General features: G+C 60.9%; 13 protein-coding genes and 1 tRNA gene. 6 read left to right on the top strand and 8 right to left on the bottom strand.

Annotation, left to right across the window (positions count from 1 at the left end; genetic code table 11):
* The first annotated feature begins 2 nt into the window (after window positions 1–2).
* Entirely contained in the window at window positions 3–1,712 is a 1,710-nt protein-coding gene (locus IE095_RS05270; protein ID WP_189410586.1) for a DUF5927 domain-containing protein, read from the top strand.
* Between the two features lie 14 nt (window positions 1,713–1,726).
* Window positions 1,727–3,127 (top strand): nodulation protein NodH, encoded by a 1,401-nt coding sequence (locus IE095_RS05265; protein ID WP_189410585.1) that lies wholly within the window; start codon window positions 1,727–1,729, stop codon window positions 3,125–3,127.
* Here IE095_RS05265 and IE095_RS05260 read toward each other — a convergent pair.
* The 7 genes from IE095_RS05260 to IE095_RS05230 all read right to left on the bottom strand — a co-directional run bounded on the left by IE095_RS05260 (window position 3,115) and on the right by IE095_RS05230 (window position 7,847).
* Window positions 3,115–3,579: a PTS sugar transporter subunit IIA gene (locus IE095_RS05260; protein ID WP_189410584.1), complete on the bottom strand. Its 465-nt coding sequence runs from the start codon at window positions 3,577–3,579 to the stop codon at window positions 3,115–3,117. The two genes, IE095_RS05265 and IE095_RS05260, sit on opposite strands and share 13 nt — an antisense overlap.
* 41 nt (window positions 3,580–3,620) lie before the next feature.
* On the bottom strand, window positions 3,621–4,196 hold the full coding sequence (gene hpf, locus IE095_RS05255; RefSeq protein WP_189410583.1) for a ribosome hibernation-promoting factor, HPF/YfiA family: 576 nt from the start codon (window positions 4,194–4,196) through the stop codon (window positions 3,621–3,623).
* 234 nt (window positions 4,197–4,430) lie between these two features.
* Window positions 4,431–5,183 carry an LPS export ABC transporter ATP-binding protein gene (gene lptB, locus IE095_RS05250; RefSeq protein ID WP_189410582.1) on the bottom strand — a complete coding sequence of 251 codons (753 nt, stop codon included), beginning with the start codon at window positions 5,181–5,183 and terminating at the stop codon, window positions 4,431–4,433.
* A complete protein-coding gene (locus IE095_RS05245; RefSeq protein WP_229804537.1) occupies window positions 5,183–5,665 on the bottom strand; it encodes an LptA/OstA family protein in 483 nt (160 codons plus the stop codon). Before IE095_RS05245 ends, lptB begins: the two co-directional genes overlap by 1 nt.
* 13 nt (window positions 5,666–5,678) lie before the next feature.
* On the bottom strand, window positions 5,679–6,287 hold the full coding sequence (gene lptC, locus IE095_RS05240; RefSeq protein ID WP_189410580.1) for an LPS export ABC transporter periplasmic protein LptC: 609 nt from the start codon (window positions 6,285–6,287) through the stop codon (window positions 5,679–5,681).
* Entirely contained in the window at window positions 6,287–7,252 is a 966-nt protein-coding gene (locus IE095_RS05235) for a KpsF/GutQ family sugar-phosphate isomerase (protein ID WP_189410579.1), read from the bottom strand. Before IE095_RS05235 ends, lptC begins: the two co-directional genes overlap by 1 nt.
* Window positions 7,233–7,847, bottom strand: a complete 615-nt coding sequence (locus tag IE095_RS05230; RefSeq protein ID WP_189410578.1) for a ribonuclease D — start codon at window positions 7,845–7,847, stop codon at window positions 7,233–7,235. The genes IE095_RS05235 and IE095_RS05230 overlap by 20 nt, the downstream gene beginning before the upstream one ends.
* Window positions 7,848–7,996: 149 nt before the next feature.
* Between IE095_RS05230 and IE095_RS05225 the strand changes: the two genes are divergently transcribed.
* Complete coding sequence (locus tag IE095_RS05225; protein WP_189410577.1) at window positions 7,997–10,303, top strand: glycosyltransferase; 2,307 nt, start codon at window positions 7,997–7,999, stop codon at window positions 10,301–10,303.
* Window positions 10,304–10,396: 93 nt separating this feature from the next.
* Here IE095_RS05225 and IE095_RS05220 read toward each other — a convergent pair.
* A tRNA-Leu gene (locus tag IE095_RS05220) sits at window positions 10,397–10,481 on the bottom strand.
* A 163-nt stretch (window positions 10,482–10,644) separates the two neighbouring features.
* Here IE095_RS05220 and IE095_RS05215 point away from each other — a divergent pair.
* The 3 genes from IE095_RS05215 (at window position 10,645) to IE095_RS05205 (ending at window position 14,024) form a co-directional block, all read left to right on the top strand.
* Window positions 10,645–11,625 (top strand): complex I NDUFA9 subunit family protein, encoded by a 981-nt coding sequence (locus tag IE095_RS05215; protein ID WP_189410576.1) that lies wholly within the window; start codon window positions 10,645–10,647, stop codon window positions 11,623–11,625.
* 1 nt (window position 11,626) lies between these two features.
* Window positions 11,627–12,427: an undecaprenyl-diphosphate phosphatase gene (locus IE095_RS05210; RefSeq protein ID WP_229804536.1), complete on the top strand. Its 801-nt coding sequence runs from the start codon at window positions 11,627–11,629 to the stop codon at window positions 12,425–12,427.
* Window positions 12,428–12,587: 160 nt separating this feature from the next.
* Window positions 12,588–14,024 (top strand): NAD(P)-dependent oxidoreductase, encoded by a 1,437-nt coding sequence (locus tag IE095_RS05205; RefSeq protein WP_189410575.1) that lies wholly within the window; start codon window positions 12,588–12,590, stop codon window positions 14,022–14,024.
* The last annotated feature ends 1 nt before the right edge of the window (window position 14,025 follow it).

Raw genomic sequence — 14,025 nt, 5'->3', positions numbered from 1 at the left:
AAATGACGGTCGGTTTTGTTCTGCTTTGCCACCAATCGCTGGGTCGCGCGGCGCAAGTTGCTGCGCATCTTGCGGAACGGGATTGCCCGGTGGTGGTGCATGTGGATACTCGGGTTTCAGCGGCCGACCGAGGGGCTTTTGCAGAAAAGCTGAAGGGTTTGGCGAATGTCCGGGTGATCAGTCGTCAGGCCTGTGAATGGGGGACTTGGTCCATTGTTCAGGCGACCTTGGACGCAGCGGGCGTGATGTTGCGGGATTTTCCGGGCGTGGGGCATGTGTTCTTGGCTTCGGGTTCTTGCCTGCCCTTGCGTCCGGTGCAGGCGCTGCGCGATTACTTGGGGCAGCGCCCGGACACCGACTTCATCGAAAGCGTGACCACGGAAGATGTGGGTTGGACGGTGGGGGGGCTGGATATCGAACGCTTTACGCTGCGGTTTCCGGTTTCTTGGCGCAAACACCGGCGGCTGTTTGACACCTATGTTCGGCTGCAACGTCGGGTCGGTTTTCGTCGGAGGATCCCGCAGGCGATCACGCCGCATCTGGGGAGCCAGTGGTGGTGCCTGACGCGCGATACGCTTGCCGCCATTCTGGAGGCGGACGACAGGCCAGAGATTGACCGCTATTTCCGGCGGGTGTGGATTCCGGATGAATCCTATTTCCAGACTTTGGCCCGCCGTTATGCGCGGCGCATCGAAAGTCGTTCATTGACGCTGTCGAAATTTGACGTCCATGGGCGGCCGCATCTTTTTTACGATGACCATCTGCAATTGTTGCGGCGGTCAGATTGTTTTGTGGCGCGTAAGATATGGCCGGGGGCGGGAGCGCTTTATACGGCCTTTCTGTCGGATGATCCGGGGCAGGGGGCGCATGGAGAGCCCAATCCGGGCAAGATCGACCGCCTGTTTGCCAAAGCGACCGAGCGTCGGGTGAAGGGGCGAACGGGGCTTTATATGCAAAGCCGGTTTCCGCGGCCTGATCGTGTCAATGCGCGGACGGCTGCACCCTATGCAGTGTTGCAGGGGCTGGATGTGCTGTTCGCCGATTTTGAGGGTTGGCTGTCGCGGCTGACCGGGTCGCGGGTGCATGGCCGGTTGTTTGGGGCAGAGCGGGCGGCCTTTGCCGGGGGCGAGCAGGTTTTCAATGGCGGCTTGTCGGACAGTCCGATTTTGCGCGACTATAATCCGCAGGCGTTTCTGGCCAATCTGATCTGGAATACCCGTGGCGAAAGACAGATTTTTCAGTTTGCGCCACAAGATAATCTGGCCATTTTGCCCTTTGTGGCGACAGATCCACAGGCCTATATGGCGGTTGTCAGTGGTGCTTGGGCCATTCCGCTGGCGATGCAGGCCGTGCGGCCCGATGCTGACTTTGTCGCTCTGCGCCGCGAAGCCGCGCTGTTGCAGCGGCAAGAGACCGAGGCGCTGGATTTGCTGAGTCAGCCCACCTCGAAGGCGCGGCTTAGGCATTGGTCCTTGGTGGAGTTTCTGGAGCGGGCGCAGGACCATCTGCAATTGGTGGTGGATGAAATCAGCCCCGGCACTGCACGGCGATTGACCGATATGCCGCAGATGGTGGATTTGACGCCCTTGCCGCAGTTTTTGCAGGCGCTGCGGAATGAAGGGATGCAGCCGGTGCTGGCCGGTGATCTGGGCGATCTGGAAGCTCTGATTCAGGGCGGCGAAAAGCGGGGACGTTTGCGGGTGGCCAAGTGACGGGGGCGACACGAGTGTTCCGCAGCTTTGTCATTCTGGGGGGGATGCGGACGGGGTCCAACTATCTTGAATCGACGCTGAACGCGGTGCCTGAAGTGGCGGGCTATGGGGAATTGTTCAACCCGGAATTCATAGGGCGGGCACAGCAGCAAGAATTTCTGGGCTTTGATCTGGCGATGCGGGACGCCGACCCGCTGGCTTTTCTGGCAAAGGTTCGGGCCGAGACGAGGGGCCTTTCCGGCCTTCGTTTGTTTGACGATCATGATGCCCGCGTTCTGGCGCATGTCTTGGATGATCCGACCTGTGGGAAAATCTTGCTGACCCGCAATCCGGTGGAAAGTTTCGTTTCGCTGCAAATCGCGCGGGAGACTGGCCAGTGGAAACTGGGCAACGCCCGCGCCCTGCGGCAGAGCCGGGTGAAATTCGATCTGGACGCATTCGAGAGTTATCTGCGAGATGTTCAGTCCTTTCACGAGGTGATCCGCAACCGGTTGCAGGTAACAGGGCAGGCCGCATTCCAAATTGACTATGGCGATCTGGGCAATGTGGAGGTTCTGAATGGCTTGCTGGCTTGGCTAGGGTTGGCTGCGCGGCTGGACCGGCCCGCGGATCAGCTGAAACGGCAGAATCCCGGCCCTTTGCAGGACAAATTGACCAACCCGGAGGTTCTGGATCAGGTGGCCAGTCGGTTCGACCTACTGAACCTGATGCGGACGCCGCTATCGGAGCCACGGCGGGCACCGATGGGGCAAGGTTTCATCGTATCACGGGGCTTGGGGCTGGTGTTCATGCCGATCGCAGGGGGGCCACGCGATTCGCTTGTGCAGTGGATGAAAGGATTGATCCGAGGCGGCGTAGAGACTGGGCTCAATCGCAACAGCTATCCGAAATGGAGGACGGCCCGTGGCAATGCGCGCGCCTTTACGGTTCTGCGGCATCCCATGCTGCGAGGATGGTTGGCCTATCAGCAACTGCTGCGAGATGACGGTCAAAAGGTGTTCTTGGGCCATCTTCAACGCATGATGCGCTGCGAATTGCCGTCACCCGAGGCCGATGCAGCGGCGCATCGCGTGGGGTTTCTGGCCTTTCTGCGGTTTGTGCAAATGGTGCAGGCAGGCCAGACCGGCCTGCGAACGCCGGCGCGCTGGACCAATCAGGCAACGCTGATCGAAGCGATGGGGCAGATGCAGATACCGGACCTCATCTTGCGGGAAGAACGTTTGGCGGAAGGTCTGCTCTTTCTGGGGCGGCAGGTGGGTGCCCGGCGCAGGCCGGGCTATCAGGATGAAGCGCAGGATGTCGACGGATTGGCTTCGGTCCTGACCGATGAGTTAAACGGCGCAGCGCGCCTCGCTTGGGCGCGCGACTATCAAAGCTTTGGCTTTTCGGATTGGATGCCGCCTCAAGCGGGTTGAGCAGCCCGCGCTTCGGTCAGGATGGCATGCAGTTTGGCCGGGTCGGTGTTCGCGCGCAATTTGGCGCAGATCGCGGGATCCCGCATGGTGCGCGATACAAGGGCCAAGGCTTTCAGATGGTCAACGCCCGAATCTTTGGGGGCGAAAAGACCGAAGATCAGATCCACGGGCTGGCGGTCGACGCTGTCATAATCCAGCGGTTTTTCCAGCCGCACGAAAACACCGACGATCTTTTGCAAATCTTCCAGACGCGCATGGGGCAAGGCGATGCCATGCCCCACGCCGGTTGGACCCAGGCTTTCGCGTTCCTGCAAACCATCGACGACGACGCTGGCGTTCAAGCCATAGGCCTGTGCAGCAATGTCGCCCAGTTCCTGAAACAGCCGCTTCTTGCTGGTCAGTTGTCCCAGAACCCGAACGGCGCCGGTGGTTAAAACGTTGGAAAGTTCCATGAAGGTCCGTTGATCCTGGACATTGGGTTTGTCAGCCCATGTCATTTGCTGTTGCGCGGGTCGATCCAGCCGATGTTCCCGTCATCCCTGCGATAGACGACATTCACACCCCCGTGACCCTCGTTCCGGAACACCAGCATCTTTTGCCCGGCCAGTTCCAGCTGCATCACCGCTTCACCGACGGTGATCGAAGGAATCTTCGTTTCCATCTCGGCGATGACAATGGGCTGAAGCGTTTCAGGCTCTGTATCCTCGTGTTCCTCGGATGACGCGAGGATATAGGACGAGCCGCCGTCGAATTCAACCGGGGCCGTGCGATTGTTGTGGTGGTTGCGCAGGCGACGCTTGTAGCGGCGCAATTGTTTATCCAGCTTCTCGCGGCAAGCCTCGAATGCGGCATAGATTTCGGTGGCCTGGCCCTTGGCCTGGGCCGTTAGCCCCGTCGACAGGTGAATCACCGACTCGCAAGCCAGTTCATGGGCATTGCGCGAAAAAATGACCACGGCATCCGTCGGCCGTTGGGCGTATTTTTCGATCACCTCGCCCAGTTCGGCCTTGACGTGAGTCTGTAGGGCCTCGCCGATGTCGATTTGCTTGCCACTGATCTGATAGCGCATGATTCCTCCTTTGCCTTCGTCCCAAACTGCATCTGTCCCCGTAAATGCGGGGTTTCCAACGTGCTGAAATTGAAGTCGGATTCACGGGGGGAACGGGGCGGTGCTGCCAGGGGCGGGCAGCCGCGAGAACCGGGTTTGGCATGGGCGCATGAACAAGCCATCCCCTTGATTGGACGACTGAAAGCGCGGGTTGTCAACTGATTTGCAGAGGGGTGGGCAGGTTTCGCCCAAGCGTCAGGAAATGCGGAAATTCTGGCCCAGATAAACACGGCGGACCATTTCATCGCCGACGATTTCCTCGGTCGTGCCGGTCTTCAAAACCTTGCCGTCATGCAAAATATAGGCGCGGTCCACGATTTCCAGCGTTTCGCGGACGTTGTGATCGGTGATCAGCACGCCCAGACCACGGCTTTTCAGATCAGACACAAGGCCTCTGATCTCGCCCACAGCAATCGGATCGACCCCTGCAAAGGGTTCGTCCAACAGCAGATATTTCGGATTGGCCGCCAGACAGCGGGCGATTTCCACCCGCCGCCGTTCGCCGCCCGACAAGGCGAGCGCGGGAGTGCGGCGCAAATGGGTGATAGAGAATTCACCCAGCAGTTCCTCTAGCCGTTCGCGGCGCTTGTGGCGGTCGGTTTCGGCGATTTCCAGAACGGCTAGGATGTTGTCCTCGACCGACAACCCACGAAAGATAGAAACCTCTTGCGGCAGATAGCCGATGCCCATGCGAGCGCGGCGATACATCGGCAGCAGGGTGACATCTTCGCCATCAATCGTGACCTGCCCGCCTTCGGGTGTGACCAGCCCTGCGATGGAATAGAAACAGGTGGTCTTGCCCGAACCGTTGGGGCCCAGCAAAGCGACGACTTCGCCCCGGTTCAGGTTCATTGATACGTCGCGGATCACAGGACGCTTTTTATAGCTTTTGCGCAGCGAAAGGACGCGCAGCCCGGCCTTCCCCTCGGTGACGGTCAGTTCCGGCATCAGTTGCCGCCTTTTGGCTGGAACACCGTCTGAACCCGGCCTTCCATAACGCCCGACCCGGCCTTGAGGTCGATGGCCAGCTTTTGCCCGGAAATGGCGGTCTGGCCTTGCGTCAGCAGAACATTGCCCGACATGACCAAGGAACCGCTGTCGATGGTGTAGATCGCCTCGGCCGCCTCGGCCGCGTCGCCCGCATTGGCAAAGGTCACGCCGCCCTTGGCGTGGAGTTTTGCAATCTTGCCAGCTTCGGCCGCATATTCCACGCGGATTTCGCCCGCCGTCATCACCAGCGCCCCTTGGGCCACGCGGACATTGCCGGAAAAGGTGGCGGTGCCAGTGGCCTGATCGACGGCCAAACTGTCTGCTGTCACCTCGACCGGCAGGGTCGTGTCCTGCTTTAACCCTTTGAAAGAGACCGAAGCGCCTTGCGCCAAGGCACCCAGCGGCAGGGAAAGCAAAAGGACAAGCAGGAAACGGAACATCGGATGGGTCATATCAATCGGGTTTCGGGCCTGTGGGTTGGTATATCAGTTTCACACCGTTCTGGAACAGCAGAGTATAGCCTGCCTGACCTTGGGTCAGCCGCATTCCGCCCGCCGTCAGGACGCCAAGCGGGCCTTGGGCCGTGATCGAACCTGCGGCGGTGACTTCGGTTTGGTCCAACAGGGCGGTCAGCCCTTCAGTTGTGATTTGCATTCCATCGGCGGTTTCCACCTGAACGCCGCCCGAAAGCACCAGCTTGCCGTCATTCTGGTTCAAATCCGCCTCTGCCGCGGTGAAGGTCGTGATCTTGCCATCCGGCGTGGCCAGCACCGCCTGCAGGCCTTCGGCCCGCGCGCCACCGCTTTGCGGTCGGGCATCCGCCGCCGTCAGGGTCAGCGCGGAGCCATCGCGGGTGACACCCGACCAGGTGGGGGCCGTCATGCGGGGTTCGCGAACGCGATCCTCAACATCCACATCGGCAAAGGGAATTGCATCCTCCGGGTTGATGCTGCGCGAGACCATGAACAGCGTGGACAAAAGCGCCAGCGCCAGCAGGGGCAGGATCACCTTGGCCAAGGCCACCGCCTTGGAATGAAAGCCCTTGCCCCGCGCCAGTGCCATCAGACGACACCCGCCCGCAGGCAATCATGGATATGGATCAGGCCCACGGCATTCCCCGACCCTTCGGGATCGACGACGAAAAGGCTGGTGATCTTTTTTTCCTGCATCAACGCGACGGCCCGTTCGGCCAAAACATCCGGGCCAATGGTACGGGGATGGGCGGTCATCACCTCACCCGCCACATGTTCCAAAAGGCCGGCCATATGACGACGCAGGTCACCGTCGGTGATGATGCCAGCCAGATCGCCATGCGGCGTTGTCACGCCCACCACACCGAAGCCCTTGGCCGACATCACCAGCAGCACCTCGCTCATCGGGGTGCCTTGGCCCATCAGGGGCAGGTCGGTGTGCATCAGATCGCGCACGCGCATCAGTCTTGCGCCCAGCTTGCCACCGGGATGAAAGACGCGGAACTGATCCGGCGTAAACTGCCGATGTTCCATCAGGGCGACGGCCAAGGCATCACCCAAGGCCAGCGTCATGGTCGTGCTGGTGGTCGGCACGACGCCCGTCTCACAAGCCTCGGGCGCGTTGGGCAAGAGGATGCCGACATCCGCCTGGCGCATGAGCGTCGATTCGGCCCGTCCGGCAATGGCGATCAAGGGAATACCAAAGCGCCGGGTATGGGCGACGATATCGGCCAATTCCGGGGTTTCGCCCGAATTGGATAACACAAGCGCCACATCGCCGCGCATAACCATGCCCAGATCGCCATGGCTTGCCTCGGCCGGATGCACGAATTGCGCCGGTGTTCCGGTGCTGGCCAAGGTCGCCGCGATCTTGCGCCCGACATGGCCCGATTTGCCCATGCCCGACACAATGACCCGGCCCTGCGCGTTCAGGATCAGCTCCACTGCCTGACCAAAACTGTCGCCCAAATGGTCGCCCAGCATCGCCAAGGCCTCGGCCTCGCGCCGGATCACCCGCCGGGCGGTGGCCAGAAAATCAGTGGTGGAAGAGGTCATTGGGTTCGTCCCAGCCCATCAGGTCGAGTTCCGCGCGCGTTGGCAGAAAATCGAAACAGCGCTGCGCCAGTTCCATCCGCCCTTCGCGTTTGAGACGCAGCTCCAGTTCATCCTTCAAACGGTGCAGATAAAGCACGTCCGAGGCCGCATATTCCTTTTGTGCGTCGGTCAGGACGGGGGCACCCCAGTCGGAGGTCTGTTGTTGTTTGGAAACATCGACCCCCACCAGATCTTGCAGCAGATACTTCAGCCCATGCCGGTCGGTGAAGGTCCGCACCATGCGCGAGGCGATCTTGGTGCACCAGACGGGGGCTGTGACCACACCGAAGGCTTGCTTCATCGCGGCAATGTCAAAGCGACCGAAGTGGAACAGTTTGATCGTGTTCGGATCGGTCAGCAGAAATTCCAGATTGGGGGCAGAGGTCTGCCCCTTGGCGATCTGCACCAGATGGGCGTTGCCGTCGCCATCCGACAGTTGCACCAGACACAGCCGATCGCGCCGTGGGTCAAGGCCCATGGTTTCGGTATCAATGGCCACCACCGGCCCCAATTGCAGATCGTCGGGCAGGTCGCCCTGATAAAGATGGATCGTCATGTTTGCCCCTTGGCCTTTGTGCATACATGGCGCTTTTCAGGGCCAGCGTCCATATCGGCACGGTCAAACCCCTGTCATTCTGGCAATGGGCGGCTTGCCCCGACGGTGGAATGCGGGCATCAAACCCTAGTTCCAAAATTCAGCGGCGTATGACTTATCCGATTGAAATTCGTTCCTTGCGGCCTTTGGCAAATGGCCAACCCCGCGTTTCGGCGGTTTTCGCCTTTCGGCATGATGCGGCTTTGGTGCCGGATCTGCTGCTGAACCTGTCCCCCATCGTGCATGAGGCGGTGATCTGGGATGATCGGGGCGAGCATGGCTTGCATTCCAATGAACCGGACCGCCGCAAGGCTTTGCTGTCGGTGGCCCGGCAGAACGGCGCGGAATGGATTCTGGCGGTGGACCCGGATGAACGTTTTGAGGCGGCCTTGGCGGAACGGATCACAGAGCTGACCGAAGATCCGGCGCGGCGGGTGATGTGGAATTTCGCCCTGCGCGAGATGTTCAGCCCGAACGCCTGGCGGGCGGATGGGGTTTGGGGTCACAAGATGCAGATGCGGCTTTTTCCGGTGCATGCCGTCCAAGATGAGGCCGCGCCCGACCTGCATGGGCGCTGGGTCGAGCCGCAGAAGGGCTATCGCAACGTCTCGACCGGGCTGAATCTGTATCACTTTCACCATGTGACAGCAGAAAAGGGTCAGGCGCGACGGGACACCTATGCGCGGTTGGACCCTGATCGGCGGCACAATGCGATTGGGTATGATTATCTGGCCGATCGTCGGGAGCTGGTTTTGCAGGAAATCCCGCAGAACCGAGCCTATCAGCCTTTGTGGCGCGAGGAGCTGGTCACGCCTGTTAAGGTCGAAGGCAGCGATTTGCCCGCGGACCCCGTTCATACCCGCTTGCGTTTCATCGACCGCTCTTTGCGGCAAAAAGGCCGGGGGGCGGCGGCACTTTGGGCAAAGGATCTGGCGGCGCTGGATCCGGAGGACAGTGATCTAGGCACGATGGCAAAGATGCTTGGCCCACAAGAGACGCATGCCGAACCAGAGCTTTGGCGGCGTTGGGTTGCGGGCGCCGCGAAGGTTCACGAGGGCGGTGGGAACGGACAGGGGCCATTGTCGGTGATCGTGCTGGGGTTCCGTGCGCAAAAAGAGATGCGGGATGTGGTGAAGGCTTTGGCGCAACAATCCAGCGAAACCGAGATTGTGGTGGTCAATTCGGGCGGTGGGGCGATGCGGGCCTTGCTGGGCGATCTGCTGGACAGGGTTCGGCTGATCGAGGTTGAAGAACCGTTGTTCGTGGGGGCAGCGCGCAACATCGGGATTGATGCGTCGCTAGGCCGCTGGGTCAGCTTTCTGGCCGGGGATTGCACGCCCGAGCCGGGCTGGGTGGCCGGACGCTTGGCAAGGCATGCGGCGGGGGCGGTATCGGTGGCGTCGTCGGTGCGACCGCAGCGTTTGGGTACGCTGGTTGCGGCGGTGATGTGGTCGATGCGCTTTTTCAGCCGTGATCCGGGCATTGCGCCGGAAAAGGCGCAACTGTTCGGCCGATCTTTTGACCGGCAGGTGCTGATGCGGCTGGGCTATTTCATGCCGGGTCTGCGGCAGGGCGAGGATGATGAATTCAACCAACGGCTGGACAGGATGGAGCCCACTGTCTGGGCCCCGGAAATTCGTGTGCGACACAAGGATCCGCGGTTGGTGCTGTCGGTGATTCTGGATGCCTGGCGGCGGGGGCGGCGTTTTCGGCCCTCAAAGGCGACGTCTCTTGCGGTGATGGCGCAGCGGCGGTTGAAAAGGGTTGCCGATTTCCAGATGGCGGACTTGCCGGAGGATATGCGGCTGGGGCCGGTATCGCGCCTGCTGCTGCCCTTGTGCCAAAGGCTGTTCATGCGGGCCTATGTCAGCGGCCTATCCTATAGCGCGCCGAGTTTGGCCGAAGCCGAGGCGCTGCGCAAGGCGGCGGCGGTGCAATTGAAGAAGGGGCATCGCAAGGCGGTGGAACTGGCACGCGAGGCGGTTCGGAAAGATCCGCAATCGGCCAAGGTCTGGCTGATGCTGGGGGATGTTCTGGCCCGCTTTGGCCGCAATGATCGCGGGGCCTTGGACGCTTGGACAAAAGCGATGGGATTGGAGGCGACGAATCCGCTGCCCCTGACCCATGCGGTTGACCATCTTCTGGGCAGGGGGCGGGCGGAACAGGCCGTTGATCTGGCAACAAGGGCGCTGGTCTTGGCCCCGGCAGAACCCGCTTTGCAGGCGATTGCGGCGCGGGCGGCCCTAGCGGCAGATGGCACGGAGAAGGCGCTGCATCATCTGCGGCAGGCACTTTGTTTTGATGCCACCAATCCCGAAAGGCATCTGGCGCTGGCTGATCTGCATGAGGCCAGGGGCGACAAGGTGATGGCTGCCAAACGGCGTGCGATGGCGGAAAGCCTGCGGCGGACCCTGTGATGCGAGGCTTGGGCAAGGCCGACAGGCAGTGAACGCGCCTGAAAAGCAAAAACCCCGCAATCCGTTAGGACTGCGGGGTTTTTTGTCAGACATTGGTGCCCAGGAGAGGACTCGAACCTCCACGTCTTGCAACACTGGTACCTGAAACCAGCGCGTCTACCAATTCCGCCACCAGGGCTGATGTCGTGAAGCGCGTCCTAAATGGCCGCCCCGGAACTGTCAACAGCCTGCCCGCAAAATTTTCGCAGGCAGGCAAAACTTGCGGGAATGGCGCTTGTTCGGGGCGGGGGCAGGGGTTATTCAGGCCGCAAGCAAGGGCCCGCATCCATGGGGATATAGCGATGAGCAATCTGGTCACGATCTTTGGCGGTTCGGGTTTTGTCGGGCGTTACATCGCCCGCCGCATGGCCCGCGAAGGCTGGCGTGTGCGTGTTGCCTGCCGCCGTCCGAATGACGCGATCTTTGTTCGCCCCTATGGCACGCCGGGCCAGGTGGAACCCGTGTTCTGCAACGTGCGCGACGATGCTTCGGTGCGGGCGGCGATGGTGGGGGCTGATGCGGTTGTGAACTGCGTGGGCATTCTGAACGCGCTGGGCAAAAACAGCTTTGATGCGGTTCAGGCCGAGGCGCCGGGCCGGATTGCGCGGATTGCGGCGGAACAGGGTGTGACGCGGCTGGTCCATATTTCGGCCATTGGCGCGAATGTGGAAGCGGGCAGCAATTATGCCCGCACCAAGGGTGAGGGTGAGGCGGCGGTTTTGTCGGCTTTCCCGAGTGCGATGATCCTGCGCCCCTCGATCATTTTCGGAACCGAGGATGGCTTCTTTAACCGGTTCGCGGGCATGACCCGTTTCGGGCCGATCCTGCCAATCGTGGGCGGCAACACCAAATTCCAGCCGGTCTTTGTGGATGATGTGGCGGCGGCGGCGGTCAAGGGTGTCTTGGGGCAGGCCAGCGGCACCTATGAGTTGGGCGGGCCGGATGTTGACACGTTCAAGGGCTTGATGGGCCGGATGCTGGCCGTGGTACGGCGCAAGCGGTTGGTGGTCAATAAACCCTTCTTTGCGGGGCGGATTTTGGCAGGCGGTCTGGATTTTGTGCAGTTCGTCACCGGCGGTCTGATCAAGAACAGTATATTGACTGGGGATCAGGTGAAAAACCTGCGCCACGACAATATCGTCGCCCCGGATGCCAAGGGCTTTGCCGATCTGGGCATCCAGCCGACCGCGATGGAGGCGATCCTGCCGGAATATCTATGGCGCTACCGCCCGTCGGGCCAATACCTCGCCATCAAGGAATCGGCCAAGAACCTGAAGGCCTAAGGTGGGCGATACGCTGACTGCGGCCTTTCTGGGCCTGATCGAGGGGCTGACAGAGTTCATTCCCGTCTCCTCGACCGGGCATTTGCTGCTGTTTGGCCATTTTCTGGGTTTTGAAAGTGCGGGCAAGACGTTTGAGGTGGTGATCCAACTGGGGGCCATTCTTGCGCTGATCGTGGTCTATGCCGAGCGCCTGCGCCAAACCTTTGCGACCGCCCACAACAACCCGGCCTCGCAGCGGTTTATTGTGTCGGTGCTTTTGGCCTTTCTTCCGGCGGTGCTGATTGGCGTGCTGGCCCATGATTTCATCAAGACCGTGCTGTTTGAAACGCCCAAGCTGATCGCCGTGATGTTGATCCTTGGCGGGTTTGTCCTGCTGGCCATTGACCGCTTTACGCCGCCTATGCAGCACGACGATGCGGCGGCGCTGCCCTTTCGCAAGGCGCTGTTGATTGGTCTGTTTCAATGCGTGGCGATGATCCCCGGCGTGTCGCGGTCGGGCGCGACCATCGTGGGGGCCCTGATGCTGGGTGTATCGAAACGCGCCGCGGCGGAGTTTTCGTTCTTTTTGTCGCTGCCCACCATGCTGGGGGCCGTTAGTTTTGACCTGTGGAAGAACCGCGATGTGCTGGATTTCACCGCTTGGAACCAGATTGCCGTGGGCTTTGCTGTCGCCTTTGTCGCGGGTCTGCTGGTGGTGCGGGGGCTTCTGAATTTTGTCTCACGTCACGGCTATGCTGTCTTTGGCTGGTGGCGAATCATTCTGGGCAGCGTGGCCCTGACCCTGCTTTTGCTGGGTATTTAGTGTGATAGGTATCGTGTGCTGACCTAATTTCGACCCTTTGATCAAATAAATCTGCACCGCAGCGAGAAAAACCTACAAATAGGTAACTCATACTGACTTTTATTTTCTCCTGACCCGTTGTATCACCGCGCACCCACGAAGATTGCGCAGGGATAGGGTTATGGCCAAAGAACCGATGCTGAAATTCGTCTCGCTGTCGCGCGAGATGCCGGAAAAGCGGCCCGCCAATCTGCGTGCGCAGGATTTCCACGAGATTTACCGCGAGTTTGCGGCGCAAAAGGCCGAAGAACAGGCCAGCCGTTGCAGCCAATGCGGTGTGCCCTACTGCCAGTCGCATTGCCCCCTGCACAACAACATTCCCGATTGGCTGCGCCTGACCGCGCAGGGCCGGTTGGAAGAGGCTTATGAGATCAGCCAAGCGACCAACACCTTCCCGGAAATCTGTGGCCGTATCTGCCCGCAGGACCGCCTGTGCGAAGGCAATTGCGTGATCGAACAATCGGGCCACGGGACTGTGACCATTGGCTCGGTCGAAAAATACATCACGGACATGGCTTGGGAAAATGGTTGGGTGAAACCGGGCCGTCCGATGGTCGAACGCAGCGAAAGCGTGGGCATCATTGGCGCAGGGCCGGGTGGCCTTGCCGCCGCCGACCGTCTGCGCCGGGCGGGTGTGCAGGTCACTGTCTATGATCGTTATGACCGTGCGGGGGGGCTGCTGACCTATGGGATTCCGGGGTTCAAGCTGGAAAAACCCGTTGTCATGCAGCGGATCGAACAGTTGGAACAGGCGGGCGTCAAATTCGTGATGAACTGCAAAGTGGGCGAGGATCTGTCCTTTGATGCGATCCGGGGCCAGCATGATTCGGTGCTGATTGCGACGGGCGTTTACAAGGCGCGCGATCTGCAAGCGCCGGGCGTGGGGGCCAAGGGAATCGTGGCGGCGCTGGATTACCTGACTGCCTCCAACCGCAAGAGCTTTGGCGATGATGTGCCGGAATACGATTCGGGCGAACTGAACGCAGCGGGCAAGCGGGTGGTGGTCATCGGCGGTGGCGATACCGCGATGGACTGCCTGCGCACGGCGATCCGGCAGGGGGCGACCTCGGTCAAATGCCTGTATCGCCGCGACAAGGCGAACATGCCGGGCAGCCAGCGTGAGACGCAAAACGCCGAGGAAGAAGGCGTGGATTTCGTCTGGCTGACCGCGCCCAAGGGTTTCACTGGGGGCGAGTATGTTGAGGGCGTGATGGTCCAGCGCATGCGCCTTGGCGCGCCAGACCAGTCGGGCCGTCAGATGCCGGAACTGATCGAAGGGGCCGATTATGTCGAGCCCGCCGAGCTGGTCATTCAGGCGCTGGGCTTTGAACCCGAAGCAATCCCGACCCTGTGGGGCGTGCCGGAACTGGCGGTGACCCGCTGGGGCACGATCAAGGCCGATTTCAAAACCCACGCCACCAGCCTGCCCGGCGTCTATGCCGCAGGCGACATCGTGCGCGGCGCGTCTTTGGTTGTCTGGGCGATCCGCGACGGGCGCGAAGCGGCGGATTCGATTTTGGCGTGGTTGGCGCAACCGGCCAGCGTGGCGGCGGAGTAAG

Source organism: Neogemmobacter tilapiae, from assembly GCF_014652215.1.
Taxonomy (GTDB): Bacteria; Pseudomonadota; Alphaproteobacteria; order Rhodobacterales; family Rhodobacteraceae; genus Neogemmobacter; species Neogemmobacter tilapiae.
Note: the sequence above shows the minus strand (reverse complement) of the source record. Positions and strands in the feature narration are given on the sequence as shown.